Below are 19,585 nucleotides of genomic sequence, written 5' to 3' on the forward strand. Positions count from 1 at the left end.
ATGTTCCTTAATTCTGCGTTTTATGCGTGCATTGCGCTAACTGAAAATTTTTACCACAACACACCTCACCGTGTAGGTTATGCTTATGGTTATGGTGGTGTGTATAAAGCGCAATATTTTGTGAAAATTGGTTGCCAAAATAATGCCTAAATGTTGGATCGTTTGAAACAATTTCAGGGGTTCCCGCACAGCAGATATGCTGATTAATACACAACACTTCATTGGTATCTGCCATCACAATATGTAGATCGTGCGATACCATTAAAATCGCACAATTTAATTTTTGCCGCATTTTATGGATTAATTGATACAATTCGGCTTGACCTGAAATGTCCACACCTTGCGTTGGCTCATCAAGCACTAAGAGATTAGGCTTAGTTAAAATAGCCCTTGCCAACAAAACACGTTGCATTTCGCCACCAGATAATTTCTGCATCGCGTTCTGTCGTAAATGAGAAATAGAAAGTAAATCGAGCGTTTCTTGAATACTTTGCTTGGTTGTTCCCTGTTTAAGAGAAAGAAATTTTTCTACTGTTATGGGCAAGCTATGATCAAGATAAATTTTCTGAGGCACATAACCGATACGCACATTGTTGTGATAAATCACTTTTCCTGAACTTGGCTTAATTAATTTAAGCAACACTTTCAGCAAGGTGGATTTACCTCCCCCGTTCGGACCTACAATAGTAAGAACAGAATCAGCATAAAGAGATAAGTTAATGTTTTGTAAAACACTTCGTTGTTCAAATTGCACATTAATGTGTTTCAACTCAATTAATGGCTGTTTAATGGCGTGAATCTGCATTTTATCTCTATACATTATGAAAAATTTGCTTAAAATAGCCCATTTTATTCGATTTAACAAGTTTCTCGTTGAGATGCTTAGAATTTATTCAGTTAAATCCTTTTCAACACGTGCTAAGGAATTTTTTGGCACTTTATGGGTCATACTAGAATGCAAGTTTTAATCAACATATGAAAGGAAATAGATAGTGCAACACGTTAAACTAGCAAGGGATAGACGAAAAAGAAAGTCGCGAATTAAAGCGGCAGTCTTCCTTTTGGCGATATTATCTATTTTCATTGGCATTGTATTAAGCGTCAAAGACAATGCAAAAACCGATCCCCTTGCGGTATCTTCTGATGAAGTACAATACAAGCCGCTCAATGAAACTCAAGATACTCAAACAAATAGCGAATTCAAGGATATTCAAGCTAATGAAAATCTCACCGAAAATTCGCAAAGTGCTGAACCGGATACTGCAAACACAGAAAAATCGAATAGCGATGAAGCCACCTCTTATGACGATGATCTGCAAGGTAAAGATGACGAAGTGGAACAAGTCAATCTTGATGAAAAAGATGAATTTGCCGATTTACCGGAAGATGCTAAAAATGCGGTCAATGATTTGCTTGATATTGCTGATCAAGCTATTCGTATCAAAGATCAATTTAGCTATACCGTCGTAAAAGGTGATACCTTGAAAGATGTATTAGAACAATCAGGGTTAGAAGATGAAACGAGCAAAACTCTTATTACGGCTTATCCAGAGCTAAAAAATCTTAAAGCAGGGCAACAATTCTATTGGATTTTAGATAAAGACGGTGAATTAGAATACCTCAACTGGCTGGTTTCAGAAAAAGAAGAACGTATTTATGAACGTACTGCTGAAGGCAAATTTAAACGCCAAATCTTGCAGAAAAAAAGTGTATGGAAAAAAGAGGTACTAAAAGGTCAAATTAAAGGCTCATTTTCTAGCAGCTTAAAAGCGCAAGGACTGAATTCAAAACAAATTGCTCAATTAGGTAGCGCGTTGCAATGGCAAATTAGTATGAAAAAACTCAAACAAGGGGATAAATTTGCCGTATTGGTTTCCCGTGAATATTTGGATAACAAACTCACTGGGCAAGGCAATGTGGAAGCAATCCATATCAGCTCTGGCGGAAAAAGCTATTATGCCATCCAGTCTAGCAATGGACGTTATTATAACCGTCAAGGGGAAACACTGGGTAAAGGGTTTGCGCGTTATCCAATGCAACGCCAAGCACGCGTCTCCTCGCCATTTAATCCAGCTAGACGTCACCCTGTTACAGGACGAATTCGTCCACATAACGGTGTGGATTTCTCAATGGCTATCGGTACCCCGGTTATCGCACCTGCTGACGGCGTTGTGGAAAAAGTCGCCTACCAAGCTAATGGTGCGGGTCGGTATATTATGATTCGCCACGGACGTGAATACCAAACCGTTTATATGCACCTAAGCCGTCCATTAGTCAGAGCGGGACAAAGTGTGAAACGGGGTGAGCGTATTGCATTATCGGGCAATACAGGACGTTCTACTGGGCCTCATTTACATTATGAATTTCACATTAATGGTCGCCCTGTTAATCCCCTCACCGTGAAACTACCCGGCACAAGTAGCCAAATGTCCACGGCGGAACGCAAGCAATTCTTGATAAAAGCCAAAGAAGCAGAGCGTAAATTAAAAATCTAACAAAGAAAAATAAGTGCGGTGCTTTTTGACAAAATTTTTCAAAAAAGCACCGCACTTTTGTTTTATTAAAAATTAATAAGCCTTAATCAATCACTAATCGAAAATACCTAGGCTTTGCCAAATTTCGTCCACTCGCTTGACCACTTCAGGATCTTTTTTAATTGGTACTCCCCACTCGCGATCCGTTTCGCCTGCCCATTTATTTGTGGCATCAATCCCCATTTTAGAGCCTAGTCCGGCAATCGGCGAAGCAAAATCTAAATAATCGATTGGGGTATTTTCCACAATGGTGCAATCTCGTGCTGGATCGCTGCGAGTGGTAATCGCCCAGATCACATCTTTCCAATCTCTTGCATTAATATCATCATCACACACGATGACAAACTTGGTGTACATAAATTGACGTAAGAAAGACCAAACCCCCATCATTACGCGCTTGGCGTGTCCTGCGTATTGCTTTTTCATTGTCACCACGGCAAGACGGTAAGAGCAACCTTCGGGAGGTAAATAAAAATCCACAATTTCAGGAAATTGCTTTTGCAAAATAGGGATAAACACTTCATTTAATGCCTCGCCTAAAATCGCTGGTTCATCAGGGGGTCGTCCTGTATAAGTGGAGTGATAAATCGGATTTTGCCGCATTGTAATGTGAGTAACGGTAAACACAGGGAAATATTCTTGCTCGTTATAGTATCCCGTGTGATCGCCGTATGGCCCCTCTAACGCGGTTTCATTCGGTTCAATATAGCCTTCCAAGACAATTTCCGCACTGGCTGGCACATCAAGATCATTACTCACTGATTTCACCACTTCGGTTTTATTACCACGCAGTAATCCCGCAAAGGCATATTCAGACAGGCTATCTGGCACAGGGGTTACCGCGGCTAAAATTGTCGCAGGATCAGCCCCCAATGCCACAGACACTGGAAAAGGCTTATCAGGATGTTGTTCTTTCCATTCTTGGAAATCTAATGCGCCACCACGATGCGAAAGCCAGCGCATAATCAATTTATTCTTGCCGATAAGCTGTTGGCGGTAAATCCCCAAATTCTGTCGTTTTTTGTTGGGACCTTTGGTGATAGTCAATCCCCAAGTGATAAGAGGGGCAATGTCGTCCTTCCAACATTGCATAATTGGTAAACGATATAAATCGACTTCATCACCACGGAGGACAATATCCTGACAAGGGGCTTTATTTAGCACTTTTGCTGGCATATTTAGCACTTGTTTATATTGTGGCAATGTTGCCCATAAATCTTTAAATCCTTTCGGCGGTTCTGGTTCTTTAAGGAAAGCAAGTAATTTGCCCACCTCACGCAATGCTGACACATCATTCTGCCCCATTCCAAGCGCCACACGCTTTGCCGTACCGAATAAGTTACACAACACGGGCATCGCAAACCCTTTTGGGTTTTCAAATAATAAGGCAGGCCCTCCTGCGCGCAAAGTGCGGTCGGAAATTTCGGTCATTTCCAAATAAGGATCGATTTCTTGCGAAATGCGTTTTAATTCACCTTGTTCTTCTAACAGCTGCAAAAAATCGCGTAAATTCTTATATTTCATCAATGCTTACTCAATGCAAAAATTGTGGCATCATTGTTATAAAGATTGCTTTGCAACGCAAGTGCTTTTGCGATTTTTCCCTAGATTGGGTAGAATGGGCGACAATTTTATCAGAATAAATGTATAAAAATGACAAAGAAAAAAACAAAACAAACATCAAATACCATTGCCCTAAATAAACGTGCAAGACACGAGTATTTTATTGAAGATGAAATCGAAGCGGGGCTTTCCTTGCAAGGCTGGGAAGTGAAATCAATGCGTGCAGGCAAAGCCAATATTAGCGATAGCTATATTATTTTCAAAGACGGTGAAGCCTATCTATTCGGGGCAACGATTCAGCCCTTAAGTGTGGCATCAACGCATATTGTGTGCGATCCAACGCGTACCCGTAAATTATTGCTAAAAGAGCGAGAATTAGCGTCATTATTCGGCAAAGCAAATCGTGATGGGTTTACCATCGTTGCCCTTTCTCTTTATTGGAAAGGCCCTTGGGCGAAAATTAAAATCGGCGTGGCGAAAGGGAAAAAACAAGTGGATAAACGTAACGATATTAAAGATCGCGAATGGCAAGTGGCGAAAGATCGTATTATGAAAAATGCGATGCGAAATTAATGTCACTTCGATAATATAAGTGCGGTGAGAAATTAGCAAATTTTTGAATTAGCCCTCGTCAAAACAGGGGCTAATTTTTTTATTTAAGGATTTATCTTCTATTTAACGAGTTATCTTCACCCCGTTTTCCCTAAAAACAACGACAAAATCCCCGCCGCGATCAATGGACCTACCGGAATACCGCCAACAAAGGCAACCCCTAAAATCGTGCCAACCAATAATCCTGTGAGCAAGGTGGGTTGCGCGCCCATTAGGTTTACCCCTCGCCCACCAAACCACGCGACCAGCACGCCCACCGCAATGGCTAAAAACATTTTCCAGTTCAACAGTTCAGTAAAACTTGGTAAGGGAATTTTGCCTGAAATAATTGGGCTAAGCACGCCAATAGTAAGAATAATAATGCCGATATTTAGACCATATTTTTCCATAAAGGGGATATATTTGGCTAAAAAGGTTTGCTGCATTAATAGCAAAATCGTTGCCGAAATGGTGATTGAGCTGTTGTTACCTAACACACCAAGTAAAATCAAAATCACCAATAGCAAGGCGATTGCGTTAAATTGTAATGTCATCATTGCCTCAAAAATTCAAAAAAAAGCACCGCACTTGTACTGTGCCTAAGATGGCAGAATTATACGCTTTTTCTTTGTCTAATTCACAAAAAATAAAGCTCATTATGTGCCGTTTTTATTCTACTTTAAAGGTAAGTAAACGGTTGGCATTACTCACCACAGTAATAGAAGATAACGCCATAGCAAGCCCACCGATCATTGGGTTAAGCAGAATACCAAACAAGGGATACAACAAACCAGCCGCAATGGGTATGCCTAAGAGGTTGTAAATAAATGCGCCAAACAGATTTTGCTTCATATTGCGTAAAATGCCTTTAGAAAGACAAAGCGCATCTGCCACCGCAGAAATATGATGTCGCATTAAGGTTAATTCTGCGGTTTCAATGGCAATATCTGAGCCGCTTCCCATTGCAATACTCACATCCGCCTGGGCAAGGGCGGGGGCATCATTAATGCCGTCCCCGACCATTACAACCTTACGCCCTTCTTGTTGTAATGCTTTGATGATATGGGCTTTTTGAGCAGGCAAAACGCCAGCGATTACCTTATCAATCGCTGTACCTTGTGCCAAAGAACGGGCTGTTTTCTCTTGATCCCCCGTAAGCATCACCAAATAATAACCTTGTTTATGCAAGCGTTGTAACGCTTGAACTGAATCTTCTCTTAGCGGATCGCTTATTACAAACACCCCAGCTAATTGCTGATTTATCGCGAAAAACACCACCGTTGCTCCGCTTGCTGTTTGCTGTTGCCATATCGCCATTGCAGGTTGAATATCCACCCCTTGCTGTATCATTAAGGCTTGATTACCAAGTAATAATTCAAATGTTTCCACTTTCCCACGCACACCTAAACCTTGCAATGTGGTAAAGGCGTTGAGTGGTTTGATCTCACCTTGTTTTTCTTGATTAAACTGCACAATGCCTTTTGCTAACGGGTGATTTGATCCTTGCTCTAAACTTGCTGCAAGCTGGCTAACTTGTTTTTCTGAATAATCATTAAAACAATAAAGTGCGGTGATTTTTGGCGAACCTTTTGTCAGCGTGCCTGTTTTATCAAACACAATCGTATCGGCGCTGGCGGCTTTTTGTAAGGCATCGGCATCACGCACTAAAATCCCCAATTCTGCCGCACGCCCAATCCCTGAAATAATCGACATTGGCGTAGCTAACCCTAAAGCACAAGGGCAAGCAATGATAAGTACAGTAGTAAAGATCACCAAACTATAAGAAAATTGTGGGGCAGGTCCGAAAACATACCAAATCAAGCCTGCCAGTAACGCAATGCCAATCACAATCGGGACAAAAATACCGGCAATCTTATCGGCAAGTTGCCCTATTTTCGGTTTGCTACTCTGTGCTTGACGCACTAATTTGATGATATTTGCCAGCGTCGTTTGCTCACCAATTTGTTCTGCGCGATAAATCACCGTGCCATCTGAAATCAGCGTGCCAGCACTAATTTTATCCCCAACGTGCTTTTGCACTGAGAGAGGTTCGCCAGTCAGCATACTTTCATCAAACCAGCCTTGCCCTTCGGTAACTGTTCCATCCACGGCAACACGTTCGCCTGTTTGTAAGCGTAATAACATTCCTTCTTTCACCGCCGCAAGGGGAATGTCTTGCGTGCCTTGTGATGTCATCAAATGCACCGTTTTAGGCGTCAGATCAAGCAAGCGTGCCAATGCCTGCGAAGAATGTTGTTTCGCTTTTGCTTCAAACATTTTACCTAAATTGATAAAACCGATAATCATCGCCGCCGCTTCAAAATATAAATGGCGTGCATTCTCAGGGAAAAAATCGGGCTTAACACAAACAACCATTGAATAAAGCCAAGCCGTCCCCGTTCCCAATGCTACAAGAGTATCCATTGTAGCGGTACGATGAAAGAGATTTTGCCAAGCCTTTTGATAGAAATGTTTGCCTGTAACAATCATTATCAGCAAAACCAGCACTCCCACAACCAACCAATAGGCACGATTGTTTTGGCTAACGCTCATTGTGCCGCCAAGTAACCCCCAAAGCATTAATATCGCCCCTAAGCCAAGGGCGATAATGCCTTGCCATTTACGCCGGTTCACTTCTTGCGTGGTTTTACATTGCTGTTTTTCCGCTCGCACCGCATCATCATTCACCACTTCCGCGCCATAACCTGCTTGTTGTACGGCAGTAACGAGAGACTGTGGCGTGGCATTACCCCTGACTAAGGCGGTTTGTTCCGCTAAATTGACTTGCACTTGCACAACCTGTGGCACGGCTTGTAAGGCGTTTTGTACTTTCATCACACAAGCAGCACAACTTAAGCCATCAAGTAAAAGCGTAACCTGATCCTGATGCTCGCCCACTACCACAGGATCAGGGGAAGAAATTTCTGTGGAAGATTCGGGTAGTGAACTTACTTTGCCGGCATATCGGCAAGGCGTGCTTGATAACCTGCTTCAACAATGGCATCAATCAACACTTGTGGATCAACCTCTCCCTCTACAACGGCGCTATCCAAACTCACCTCTGCACGTTGCACACCTGCAATATTATCTAACGTTTTTTGTACAGATTTTACGCAATGCTGGCAGGATAAATCACTTAATGCTAAAACAGTTTTTTTCATCATTTTGTCCTTCTAGTAAAAATTTGGTTGTAGCATAAACCTTAACATAGGGTTAGAGTCAAGGCTCTGTCATTCCTTTTAAAAGTCAATTCTCTGCAAAATCCACCCGCTCTTTACCAGTGTAAACGGTCGCCCTGCCCTCTCGGGCAAAACCAATTAAAGTCAGGTGGCTTTGTTGAGCTTGTTGTACAGCAAGTGCTGTTGCGGCTGAGATAGCGACTAAGCATTCAATGCCTGCACTCACAACTTTCTGCACCATTTCATAGCTAGCTCGGCTAGAAATTAAGACAAAACCTTGTTGCTTTGGCTGTTTGGCGTGCCAACCTAGCAATTTGTCCAAAGCCACGTGACGACCAACATCTTCCCGAATAGCAAGCAAGTTACCTTGTAAATCAAAAAAAGCAGCCGCGTGCGTTGAGCCTGTTTGTTGCCCAAGCTGTTGGGCTGAATGTAATTTTTTTAGACAATCATCAAGGCGATAAATATCCAAAACATAAGTGCGGTGTAAAATAGGGAAATTTTTATGAATTTGATCAAGCTGTTCTGTGCCGCAAATGCCACAGCCCGTTCTCCCGGCTAAGGTGCGGCGACGCTCTTTGAGTGCGACAAAGCAACGCGTGGCAATTTCTATCTGTACTTCAATGCCATTGCAGGTTTCTTCAACATCAATTCCATAAATATCCGCGGGCTTTTCGATAATGCCTTCGGTTAAGGAAAACCCTAGGGCAAAATCCGCTAAATCTTGCGGGGAACACATCATTACTGTGTGGCTAATGCCGTTATAAACCAAGGCAACAGGGGTTTCTATTGCGAGTATTTCTTCTTTTTCTTGCCAAATTGGTATGTGTTGAGAATGTTTATTATTTGTTAATTTTTTGAAAAAATTAACTGTTGATTTTGTGATCCAGCTCAAGAATTTTTCCTTTCTAATCAAGATTACTTATAGATTTTAGGTGTGAAAAGGCGTATCCTAGCCACAGTATTATGTTGTGCTAATTGTAATACAATTTGACAACAAACTATACTGTAACTGAATTATTTCATCGGTGAAAATGTGCGACTTACCGCTGTTTATTTGGTAAATAAAAAATGTGAACAATTCAGTTAGCCCAAACGAATATCTATAAAAAACAAATCTACTACACAATAACACAACAATTTTGTTGGTTAAGGAGCATCTCTATGCAGGTCACAAGAAGAAAGTTCTTTAAGATCTGTGCAGGTGGTATGGCAGGGACGTCTGCGGCGATGTTGGGCTTTGCCCCAGCAACTGCTTTAGCAGCACCTCGCGAATACAAGTTATTACGCGGTAAAGAAACCCGTAATACCTGCACCTATTGTGCCGTAGGCTGTGGTATGTTGTTATACAGCTTAGGTGATGGCGCAAAAAATAGCGTGGGTAAACTTTATCATATTGAAGGTGACCCCGATCATCCAGTGAGCCGTGGCGCGCTTTGTCCTAAAGGGGCTGGCGCATTAGATTATGTAAACAGCCCTCGTCGTGTGAAATACCCTGAAGTGCGTGAAGCAGGCTCAACGGAGTGGAAACGTATATCTTGGGAAGAAGCCATTGAACGCATCGCCAAACATATGAAAGCAGACCGCGATGCTAACTTTGTGTTAAACAATGAAAATGGTACCCCTGTTAATCGTTGGATGACCGCGGGTTTCTTAGCCGGATCGGCTTGTAGCAATGAAACAGGTATCTTAACGCAAAAATTTGTTCGTTCACTCGGGATGATTTATACCGACAACCAAGCGAGTATCTGACACGGACCAACGGTAGCAAGTCTTGCTCCATCATTTGGTCGCGGTGCGATGACCAACCACTGGGTTGATATTAAAAATTCCGATTTAGTCATTGTAATGGGCGGTAACGCAGCGGAAGCTCACCCTGTTGGGTTCCGTTGGGCGATTGAAGCGAAAAAACAAAATGGTGCGAAGTTAATGGTGGTTGATCCACGCTTTAACCGTACAGCTTCAGTTGCAGATATTTATATGCCACTCCGTTCTGGTACAGATATTGCATTTTTATCTGGCGTTATTCGTTATTTATTAGAAAAAGATCAAATTCAACACGAATACGTTAGACATTATACGAATGCGGCATTCCTTGTTGATGAAAACTTCACCTTTGAAGACGGTTTATTCTCAGGTTATGATCCTGAAACGCGTAAATATGATCGTTCAACTTGGCGTTATCAATTTGATGCGGAAGGTCAGCCAATTCGTGATCTCACCTTACAACACCCGCGTTGCGTAATTAATCTGTTAAAAGATCACGTTTCTCGCTATACGCCTGAGATGGTAGAACGCATCACCGGGACACCACAAAAAAGTTTCTTACAATTCTGTGAAGAAATTGCAAAAACCTCTGCGCCTGACAAAGCGGCAACCTTTATGTACGCATTAGGTTGGACACAACATACGGTGGGTTCACAAAATATTCGTACTATGGCGATGATCCAGCTATTACTCGGTAACATCGGCGTTTCAGGTGGAGGCGTGAATGCGTTGCGTGGTCACTCAAATGTACAAGGAATCACCGATTTAGGTTTATTCCCACATATGTTGCCCGGCTATATTCCATTGCCAACCGAAGCGGATACCAGTTTAGAAAGTTTCCTAAACCGTATTACGCCAAAAACAATGATGAAAGATCAGGTCAATTACTGGCAAAATACGCCAAAATTTATGGTAAGTATGCTCAAAACCTTCTTTGGTGAAAAAGCAACCAAAGAAAATGAATTTGGCTATCATTATTTACCAAAATTACCGAAAGGCGGTATGGATCAGTTCCGGTACATTGAAGAAATGTATCAAGGGCGCGTAAATGGTTATTTCTGCCAAGGGATGAACCCTGTTGCCTCTTATCCAAATTCAGGCAAAATCATTAAAGCCTTAAGTAAGTTAAAATACTTGGTGATTATGGATCCGTTAATCACGGATACCTCTGAATTCTGGAAAAACTACGGTGAATTTAATGACGTGAAAACAGAAGAAATTCAAACCGAAGTATTCCGCTTACCAACAACTTGTTTCGTGGAAGAACACGGTTCAATCGCTAACTCTGGGCGTTGGTTACAGTGGCACTGGAAAGCCGTTGAACCACCATTTGAAGCAAAAAGTGATGGCGAGATTCTTTCTGAATTAAGAGCGGCATTAATCGAGCTTTACCACAAAGAAGGTGGCGTATCCCTTGATAGCCTTGAGGCAATGAGCTGGCAGTATGACAACCCACTTGAGCCAAAAGCAGAAGAAGTGGCAAAAGAAATGAACGGCTACGCCTTACAAGATCTGCTTGATGCCAACGGTAATGTCATCTTGAAAAAAGGCGATCTGCTATCAAGTTTCGCTCAAATGCGTGATGACGGTAGCACCTCTGGTGCGTGCTGGATTTATACCGGTCAATGGACACAAAAAGGGAACCAAATGGCCAATCGTGATAACGCGGATCCATCTAACTTAGGTAATACCCTAGGTTGGGGCTTTGCGTGGCCGATGAATCGCCGAATTATCTATAACCGTGCAAGTGCGGATTTATCTGGTAAACCTTGGAATCCAAAACGCCAGCTAATTAAATGGAATGGCAAAAACTGGAACTATGTGGACGTGGCTGACTTTGGTACAGCCCCACCGAACAGTCCTACCCTACCATTTATTATGCAACCAGAAGGGGTGAGTGGTTTATTCGTCCGTGAACGTATGGCTGATGGTCCGTTCCCAGAGCATTATGAACCGATTGAAACACCAATTGGCACAAACCCATTGCATCCAAATGTGGTCTCCAACCCTGTGGCGCGTATTTTAGAAAGTGATAAAGCAGACATTGGTACTTCTGCGGAATTCCCTTATGTCGGCACCACTTATCGCCTCACCGAGCATTTCCACTTCTGGACAAAAAATGTGCTACTTAATGTGATTGCACAGCCAGAGCAATTTGTTGAAATTGGTGAAGCACTCGCAAAAGAGAAAGGCATTAATAACGGGGATTACGTTAAAGTTAGCTCAAAACGTGGCTATATTAAAGCAGTCGCCGTAGTTACAAAACGTATCCGTCCATTAATGGCTGATGGAAAACCGGTGCATACCGTAGGTATTCCAATTCACTGGGGATTCTCAGGGGTAAGCAAAAAAGGCTTCTTTGCCAATAACCTAACGATTCGTGCAGGTGATGCAAATACACAAACCCCAGAATCAAAATGTATGTTGGTAAATATTGAGAAAGTGGGGGCATAATATGGGAAATGTTCAATCACAAGATATTATTAAAGCCTCTGCAACATCGGGATTAACACCACCACCTCACGCACGCGATCATCAGCTTGAAGTGGCAAAACTGATTGATGTTACCACTTGTATTGGCTGTAAAGCCTGTCAAGTGGCCTGTTCCGAATGGAATGATCTTCGTGCTGAGCCAGAAAAATGTATCGGCTCATACGATAACCCAATCGATCTCAATGCCAAAGCGTGGACGGTGATGAAATTCAACGAAGTTGAAGAAAATGATCGTTTAGAATGGCTAATTCGTAAAGATGGCTGTATGCACTGTAGTGAACCGGGCTGTTTAAAATCCTGCCCTTCACCGGGTGCAATAATTCAATACGCAAACGGGATTGTAGATTTCCAATCAGATAAATGTATCGGTTGTGGCTACTGTATCGCTGGCTGTCCATTCAATATTCCAAGAATGAACCCTGAAGATAACCGCGTGTACAAATGTACACTTTGCGTAGATCGCGTAACCGTGGGTCAAGAACCTGCTTGTGTTAAAACCTGCCCAACAGGGGCAATTCATTTCGGAACAAAAGAAGAAATGAAACACTATGCAGAAACCCGTATTGCCGATCTCAAATCCCGTGGTTACGAAAATGCTGGGCTTTATGATCCTGAAGGTGTTGGTGGCACACACGTGATGTATGTTTTACATCACGCGGATAAGCCAGAACTTTACTCAGGTTTACCAAAAGATCCACACATTGACGTTAGCGTGAAATTATGGAAAGACGTCTTGAAACCAGTTGCAGCGGTAGCAATGGGCGGCTTAGTGCTTTCTGAAATTGCGCACTACCTTGCAGTAGGGCCAAATACGGAAGAGCTTGAAGAACACGACGAAGTCACACCAGAAGACAATCAAACCCAGAAAGGAGGCGAAAATGAGTAAATTTAAGATCAGCAACGATCAACGAGTTGTTCGCCATAAATTTCCTGCGCGTTTAAGCCATTGGCTACTTGTGATTTGTTTCTTCACCACTGGCTTATCAGGGCTTGCCTTTTTCTTCCCTGATTTTGCTTGGCTAACGGAAATTTTAGGTAATCCAAGAATTGCCCGTTTTATCCACCCATTCACAGGCTTAGTGATGTTTGTGGCGTTTATTAATCTTTGCTTGATTTATTGGCGTCATAACATTCCGGAGAAAAATGACTGGGTATGGCTCAAAAATATTAAAGAAGTCTTAAAAGGCAACGAACACGCCGTTTCAGACAACGGAAAATATAATTTAGGGCAAAAAATGCTGTTTTGGACGCTTATTCTAGCAATGTTCACATTACTGGCAACAGGGATTATTATGTGGCGACAATATTTCTCCCATAATTTCCCAATTCCGGTAATTCGCATTGCAATTTTACTCCACTCTGCCAGTGCCTTTATGCTCTTTACCGGCATTATGGTGCATATGTATATGGCATTTTGGGTGAAAGGTTCTATTCGAGGAATGGTTGAAGGTTGGGTAACGGTACGCTGGGCGAAAAAACATCACCCACGCTGGTTCCGTGAAGACATTCTGCCTGAACTTGAAAAAGAAGCCGCAGAAAAAGCGAAAGAAAAGCACACTAACTAATTAACGATGGCAAAGTGCGGTGATTTTTTGCAAAATTTTGCAAATTTACACCGCACTTTCTTTATTGACAAAAGCTGATGAAAAATTATGAGTATCAAAATCCTACCAAAAGATGAAATTGTACAAGCTGCTAGCTCTTTTCATCACCCTGTTCTCTTATTTTCCAACCCCAAAAATCTTTACCAACGGCGAGCTGAACGCTTACGTTCTCTGGCGCAAAATCACCCAATGGCGGATTACCTTAACTTTGCGGCAAGTATTGTAGATTGCCAACTCGCCCTACTGAACGAACAGCCTGTTACGCAAAAAATTGAAATTAATGCGGAAACAAGCGTTCCACTTAATCTTACCCAATGGCAGCGCGATCCACAATGGCGAACCTTATTTCACGCGTTGCTCAATAAAATGAAAAATAATGGAACTGAAAACGTTCAAGCTACCATTGAGAATTTAGAAAAAACCTCCGACAACGAGCTTGAACAGCTTGCTGACAAATTACTCGCGCAACAATTTTCAGAAGTCAGTAGCGATAAAGCCCTCTTTATTTGGGCGGCACTTTCCCTTTATTGGATTCAGCTTGCACAGCAGTTGCCACAAAATAGCAAAATGGAAAGCGGTGAACACCTTCATCTTTGCCCAGTATGTAATGCCCCGCCGACCGCCAGCGTGGTGCATTTTGGCTCAGAGCAAGGTTTACGTTATGTACATTGCTCCCTATGTGAAAGTGAATGGAATGTCGTGCGTAGTAAATGCACCAATTGTAATCACACGGGGAAACTAGATTATTGGTCAATTGACAGCGAATCAGCCCCCGTTAAAGCCGAAAGCTGCGGCGATTGCCATAGCTATCTGAAAATGATGTATCAAGAGAAAGACCCTTATGTCGAAGCCATCGCTGATGATTTGGCAAGTATCTATCTTGATATTGAAATGGAAGAAAAAGGTCTTTCGCGTAGTGGATTAAATCCTTTTATGTTTCCAAATGAAGCTGGGTAAAAGCCACCATTGGCTCGCCAGTAAGGCATCAAGGTGATAGCGATAGAACACCTTTCTTATTTATAAAGTGCGGTAGAAAATTTTACTATTTTTTACCGCACTTCACTTTTTTAAGTGGGAAAGTAAATACAATCACCCATTTTAAAAACAAAAAAAAGTGGTTAAGTCGCCTTAACCACAAAGATGAATAAAATATTTCGTTTAGATTTATCTCAATAAAATCAAGATAAATCCTCCCTATTGTAAAAAAAAAAAAACGAAATGCAACTAAAATCGTGAAAAATTTTAAAATTTTTATTTTTTTCCCTAAAGTGAGGGAAATTCTTTTATGTTTGTAAATAAAGCAAGATAACAATACACCATTGGCTCGCTAGTAAGGCATCAAGGTGATAGCGATAGAAAACCTTTCTTATTTATAAAGTGCGGTAGAAAATTTTACTATTTTTTACCGCACTTCACTTTTTTAAGGGGGAAAGTAAATACAATCGCCCATTTTAAAAACAAAAAAAGTGGTTAAGTCGCCTTAACCACAAAGATGAATAAAATATTTCGTTTAGATTTATCTCAATAAAATCAAGATAAATCCTCCCTATTGTAAAAAAAAAAACGAAATGCAACTAAAATCGTGAAAAATTTTAAAATTTTTATTTTTTTCATCTATCTCAAAAAAAGAAGGCGTTTTCTTCAAAAAGAAAAATTATTGTTATCTTTTTTAGATATCAGGAATTATCTCTGTTTAAAGTTGGAATAAGGCAATACGGTTCAACATAACTCGTACAAAAATAAGGCGAACCAACGCTATCTTATTTTCAAAATTAAGTGACTATTTTTCTATTTGTTCAACACGGCTATAAATTATGCCATTCATTAACTGTGTTTTCACACGCTCGCCCACTTTCACTTGGCGACTTTGGGTAATTGCAATGCCTTGTTCATTTTCAGAGATGGAATAACCACGGGAAAGAATTTTCAATGGGCTTAATCCGTCTAATTGTTGGCACAACGTCGCAAAATGCCCTTGTTTATTTGCCAGTTGTTTTTCCGTAGAAAAAGCTAACCGCACATTTAATTGTTGCAAATGTTGAGCCTGCTTTTGCAAGCGATAAGGTAATGGATTATTGTGCAACCGTTCATTAAGTGCGGTGAAATTTTGTTGTTTTTTCGTGAAATAACCTTGTATTGCAAGTTTTAAGCCATAACCTAGCTGTTGAATGTGTGCTTTTCGCTGATTGAGCTGTGTTTGTGGATGACAATGTTGCAAACGTTGGCGAAGTTTTTGTGAATATTCTTTTTTTGTAGAAAGGTTTCGCGCTATGGCTAAATGCAAACGTTGATGTTGCACGGCAATCTGTTGTTGCGATTTTTCCACTTCGCGTTGCATTGCAAACTGTAAACGGTAAGCAAGCTGTTCTAGCTGTGCCTTTTGTTGATTAAACTGAATTTGCGGATGGCGATTTTGCAAACGCCACACGAGCTGATTTAATGCTTGACGTTTTTCATTAAAACATCGATCTAACGCCATTTCTAAATGCTGGCGTTTATAGTCAAGCTGTTGCAATAATTCTTGCTGATCACGGCTTACCAATTCTGCCGCCGCCGATGGGGTGGGCGCACGCACATCTGCAACAAAATCAGCAATGGTTATGTCGGTTTCGTGTCCTACCGCACTGATCACAGGAATGACAGAATTAAAAATTGCTCGCGTCACGGCTTCTTCATTAAAACACCATAAATCTTCTAATGAACCACCGCCACGCCCAACAATCAATACGTCCACTTCTTGGCGACGGTTGGCAAGCTCGATCATTTGCACAATTTCAGCCGTGGCTTCTTTGCCTTGAACAGCAGTAGGATAAATCACCACCGCTAGACTAGGATCTCTACGTTGTAAAATATGCAAAATATCTTGTAATGCTGCCCCTGTCGGCGAAGTAACCACGCCCACTTTGCGACTAAAGTGCGGTAGGTTTTTTTTCAGATTTTGGGCAAACAATCCTTCCGCCGCCAATTTCATTTTTAAGGCTTCAAATTGCTGTTGCAGTAATCCCTCACCTGCTGGCTGCATTGTGTCAATAATAAGCTGATAATCCCCTCGTGGCTCATATAAGCTGACACTTGCCCTAACGAGGACTTGCATACCATTTTGTGGGCGAAATGAGACACGCAGATTTTTCATTCGGAACATTGCACAACGCACTTGAGCATTTTCATCTTTCAGAGTGAGATACCAATGCCCCGAAACCGGTTGAGTAAAATTAGAAATTTCGCCTGTGAGCCACACAAGCCCAAGCTGCCCCTCCAATAATTGGCGAGCCTGCTGATTGAGTTGCGAAACAGAATAAATTGCACTATTTTCCATATTTAATCCAATAACACCCAACCATCATCAAGCCAGTTGCATAGACTGTCTAACAAGAGTTCCATTACACTTTCTTTATCTTGCATATCACGCATTAACTCGTGTAAATCCGCTAAATTCAGGTTTTCTCCATCAGATAACCGTTTTAAAATTTGGGCTTCTAACGGGTTGAGTTCATCTAGCCATTCACCGTTGGCATAAAGACGCAATGGCTGTTCGGTATAAAGCAATTTGCAATTATTATCTTGTGAAAGCAAACAATCCTGCTCCAAAAGCGACCGCACTTCTTCAGGATCGTACTCCCCTTCCGTTGGTAATAATTCGTAGCGTCTGCTACTCACTGTACTTGCTAAGGCTTGTTTGAATAAGGCATCAAATTGTACGCTTTGTGCAAGGCTAGCAAGGAACTGTTGCTTTATTGTGGTGATATTTTGCTGTGCCAATAACCCTGTTGGTTGCTGATCAGGGTGAAGACGGAGAGGAATTAAAAATTCACTGAGATCTAATTCTAAGCTAGGTTGATTAAAGGCTTTTGCCACATTTTCAAAAATATCCGCCAAATTAGGATAACGTAAGCCGAAAGAAAACGTCAGGCAATCATCTTGCGCCACACCATAATGGGATAAACGGGAAGGCACATAAAGCACATCACCGGGGGCAAGCACCTCATCAAGTAACAATTCGCCCATATCATCAAAAATACGGATCGGCTGGTTAGGCTTAAATTCTGTGCTAGGATCGCACCATTTACCGAGTTGCCAACGGCGATGCCCATACCCTTGCACAAGGAACACGTCATATTCATCATAATGTCGCCCGACTGAGCCACCTTGCGGTGCATAAGACACCATAATATCATCTCGTTGCCACTGTGGAATAAAACCAAACGCATTCCATAATTGTCCCAATTCAGGCGACCACTGTTCCATATTTTGTACGAGGACCGTCCATTGTGCGGGTACATCAGCAAAATCTTGCTCAGATAAAGGGCTGGTTTTCAACGCCCAATTTTCATCGCTATGCTGCTTGATTAGGCGCGCGGTAACCTCTTCACCTTGCGCCAGTTCAATAATATCTTGTGGCTCAAACTGTCCCACAATTTGTGGAAGACCGTTGCGAATTAATAACGGTTTCTTTTGCCAATATTCTTGTAAAAATTGTTCAGGGCTAATGTGTTCAGGTAAACAAAATTTAATCATCGCCTTGTTCCTCTTGCTCGTTTGCAGATCGTTGATCTTGGGCTAACTGTTTTGCACGTTTTTTTGCTTCTTTTTCTGCTTGCTTTTGTGCTTGCTGTTCTTGTAACTGTTGTGCCGCTCGCTTACGGCGGATCTCTTTGGGATCTGCAAGTAAAGGGCGGTAAATTTCGATGCGATCCCCGTCTTCTACAAGATCAGTTAATTTTGCTGGACGGCTGAAAATCCCAATTTTATTTTCACGCAAATCAATTTCGCTAAACTGATGTAAAATACCTGATTGCAAAATTGCGGTTTGCACGGTTGTGCCTTGTTCCATATGCAAGGTTTTCAAAAAATAACGATCAGGCAAAGCATAAGCAATTTCAATTTTTAATTTAGACATTAGGCGTAAACCTCCTTGGCACGCAGCTTAAACGCATCGATCATTTTGCTGGTTAAATGAGTAAAAATCTGCCCAAACGCCATTGCAATAATCGGATTGGAAAATTCAAATTCCAGTGTTAAGGCAATTTTGCAACACTGCTCATCAATTTCCACAAACTGCCATTCCCCTTGCAAAAATTTAAACGGTCCTTCCACCAACTGCATTTGGATACGCTGATTTTCCACCATTGTATTTTGCGTGGTAAAACGCTGACGAATGCCTGCTTTGCTGATGACTAATTCTGCGGTAAGCTGATTTTGCTCACGACTTAACGTTCGGCTTTCCACACAACCCGGCACAAATTCTGGATAACGTTCATAATTATTCACCAAATCATACATTTGTTTGGCACTGTAAGGCACTAAGGCGCTTTGATTAACTCTTGGCATTTTTATTTCTATTTTTCTCTAAAAAAACTTTGCTATTATAGCGAATATCAAACAAAAGTGCGGTGATAAACGCACGAAAAAATAAGGAAAAACGATGAATTGGGTCATTTTCGCCATTGGATCAGCATTTTTCGCCGGACTCACCGCCATTTTGGGCAAACTTGGCGTGGAGGGGATAAATAGCAACCTTGCTACGTTTATTCGCACCCTTGTGGTATTGGTTGTGGCTGGTGGTATTATTACGTTGCGTAACGAATGGCAACTCCCCCAACATATCGCCGCAAAGCCCTTTATTTTCCTACTTTTATCAGGCGTTGCTACGGGGCTTTCTTGGCTTTGCTATTATCGTGCATTACAGCTTGCCCCCGCCTCTTGGGTCGCCCCCATTGATAAACTTAGCGTGGTTATCGCCATTGTGTTAGGGGTGGTAATATTAGGCGAAGCCATCAGCTTAAAACTCATTATCGGTTCAATTTTAATTTTAGCGGGTGTATTGGTCTTGGCGTTATAACTGTTTTTCGCTACA

General features: G+C 41.7%; 17 protein-coding genes. 7 read left to right on the forward strand and 10 right to left on the reverse strand.

Features of this window, described 5'->3' with window-relative positions:
- Positions 1-7 precede the first annotated feature (7 nt).
- Positions 8-805: a zinc ABC transporter ATP-binding protein ZnuC gene (gene znuC, locus L4F93_RS00090; RefSeq protein WP_250351706.1), complete on the reverse strand. Its 798-nt coding sequence runs from the start codon at positions 803-805 to the stop codon at positions 8-10.
- 187 nt (positions 806-992) lie between these two features.
- Here znuC and mepM point away from each other — a divergent pair, with 187 nt between their 5' ends.
- A complete protein-coding gene (gene mepM / locus L4F93_RS00095; protein ID WP_250350537.1) occupies positions 993-2,495 on the forward strand; it encodes a murein DD-endopeptidase MepM in 1,503 nt (500 codons plus the stop codon).
- 93 nt (positions 2,496-2,588) lie between these two features.
- Here the strand turns inward: mepM and ubiD are convergent, their stop codons facing one another.
- Positions 2,589-4,058, reverse strand: a complete 1,470-nt coding sequence (gene ubiD / locus L4F93_RS00100; RefSeq protein WP_250350538.1) for a 4-hydroxy-3-polyprenylbenzoate decarboxylase — start codon at positions 4,056-4,058, stop codon at positions 2,589-2,591.
- A gap of 129 nt (positions 4,059-4,187) precedes the next feature.
- On the opposite strand from ubiD, the gene smpB reads away from it, so the two are divergent.
- Positions 4,188-4,670 (forward strand): SsrA-binding protein SmpB, encoded by a 483-nt coding sequence (gene smpB, locus L4F93_RS00105; protein WP_250350539.1) that lies wholly within the window; start codon positions 4,188-4,190, stop codon positions 4,668-4,670.
- 116 nt (positions 4,671-4,786) lie between these two features.
- Here the strand turns inward: smpB and L4F93_RS00110 are convergent, their stop codons facing one another.
- The 4 genes from L4F93_RS00110 to fdhD all read right to left on the reverse strand — a co-directional run bounded on the left by L4F93_RS00110 (position 4,787) and on the right by fdhD (position 8,762).
- Positions 4,787-5,242 carry a DUF441 domain-containing protein gene (locus L4F93_RS00110; protein ID WP_250351707.1) on the reverse strand — a complete coding sequence of 152 codons (456 nt, stop codon included), beginning with the start codon at positions 5,240-5,242 and terminating at the stop codon, positions 4,787-4,789.
- A gap of 115 nt (positions 5,243-5,357) precedes the next feature.
- The gene (locus L4F93_RS00115) at positions 5,358-7,586 is read right to left on the reverse strand and encodes a copper-translocating P-type ATPase (protein ID WP_442780714.1); all 2,229 of its coding nucleotides are present in this window, start codon (positions 7,584-7,586) and stop codon (positions 5,358-5,360) included.
- A 50-nt stretch (positions 7,587-7,636) separates the two neighbouring features.
- Positions 7,637-7,852 carry a cation transporter gene (locus L4F93_RS00120; RefSeq protein WP_250350540.1) on the reverse strand — a complete coding sequence of 72 codons (216 nt, stop codon included), beginning with the start codon at positions 7,850-7,852 and terminating at the stop codon, positions 7,637-7,639.
- Positions 7,853-7,934: 82 nt separating this feature from the next.
- On the reverse strand, positions 7,935-8,762 hold the full coding sequence (fdhD, locus tag L4F93_RS00125) for a formate dehydrogenase accessory sulfurtransferase FdhD (RefSeq protein ID WP_250350541.1): 828 nt from the start codon (positions 8,760-8,762) through the stop codon (positions 7,935-7,937).
- 269 nt (positions 8,763-9,031) lie between these two features.
- On the opposite strand from fdhD, the gene fdnG reads away from it, so the two are divergent.
- The 4 genes from fdnG (at position 9,032) to fdhE (ending at position 14,688) form a co-directional block, all read left to right on the forward strand.
- A complete protein-coding gene (fdnG, locus tag L4F93_RS00130; RefSeq protein ID WP_250350542.1) occupies positions 9,032-12,088 on the forward strand; it encodes a formate dehydrogenase-N subunit alpha in 3,057 nt (1,018 codons plus the stop codon).
- A gap of 1 nt (position 12,089) precedes the next feature.
- The gene (gene fdxH / locus L4F93_RS00135) at positions 12,090-13,013 is read left to right on the forward strand and encodes a formate dehydrogenase subunit beta (RefSeq protein WP_250350543.1); all 924 of its coding nucleotides are present in this window, start codon (positions 12,090-12,092) and stop codon (positions 13,011-13,013) included.
- A complete protein-coding gene (locus L4F93_RS00140) occupies positions 13,006-13,692 on the forward strand; it encodes a formate dehydrogenase subunit gamma (RefSeq protein WP_250350544.1) in 687 nt (228 codons plus the stop codon). The genes fdxH and L4F93_RS00140 overlap by 8 nt, the downstream gene beginning before the upstream one ends.
- A gap of 87 nt (positions 13,693-13,779) precedes the next feature.
- Positions 13,780-14,688 carry a formate dehydrogenase accessory protein FdhE gene (gene fdhE, locus L4F93_RS00145; protein ID WP_250350545.1) on the forward strand — a complete coding sequence of 303 codons (909 nt, stop codon included), beginning with the start codon at positions 13,780-13,782 and terminating at the stop codon, positions 14,686-14,688.
- 823 nt (positions 14,689-15,511) lie between these two features.
- Here the strand turns inward: fdhE and xseA are convergent.
- Genes xseA through L4F93_RS00165 form a run of 4 tightly spaced genes read right to left on the reverse strand, consistent with a single transcriptional unit; the run spans position 15,512 to position 19,059 of the window.
- Positions 15,512-17,047 (reverse strand): exodeoxyribonuclease VII large subunit, encoded by a 1,536-nt coding sequence (xseA, locus tag L4F93_RS00150; protein ID WP_250350546.1) that lies wholly within the window; start codon positions 17,045-17,047, stop codon positions 15,512-15,514.
- 2 nt (positions 17,048-17,049) lie between these two features.
- On the reverse strand, positions 17,050-18,246 hold the full coding sequence (locus L4F93_RS00155; RefSeq protein WP_250350547.1) for a ribosomal protein uL16 3-hydroxylase: 1,197 nt from the start codon (positions 18,244-18,246) through the stop codon (positions 17,050-17,052).
- On the reverse strand, positions 18,239-18,628 hold the full coding sequence (locus tag L4F93_RS00160) for an RnfH family protein (protein WP_250350548.1): 390 nt from the start codon (positions 18,626-18,628) through the stop codon (positions 18,239-18,241). The genes L4F93_RS00155 and L4F93_RS00160 overlap by 8 nt, the downstream gene beginning before the upstream one ends.
- Positions 18,628-19,059, reverse strand: a complete 432-nt coding sequence (locus L4F93_RS00165; protein ID WP_250350549.1) for a type II toxin-antitoxin system RatA family toxin — start codon at positions 19,057-19,059, stop codon at positions 18,628-18,630. Before L4F93_RS00165 ends, L4F93_RS00160 begins: the two co-directional genes overlap by 1 nt.
- Positions 19,060-19,153: 94 nt before the next feature.
- Here L4F93_RS00165 and L4F93_RS00170 point away from each other — a divergent pair, with 94 nt between their 5' ends.
- Entirely contained in the window at positions 19,154-19,570 is a 417-nt protein-coding gene (locus L4F93_RS00170) for an EamA family transporter (RefSeq protein ID WP_250350550.1), read from the forward strand.
- The last annotated feature ends 15 nt before the right edge of the window (positions 19,571-19,585 follow it).

The sequence above is a fragment of the Avibacterium sp. 20-132 genome (assembly GCF_023611925.1).
Classification (GTDB): Bacteria; Pseudomonadota; Gammaproteobacteria; order Enterobacterales; family Pasteurellaceae; genus Avibacterium.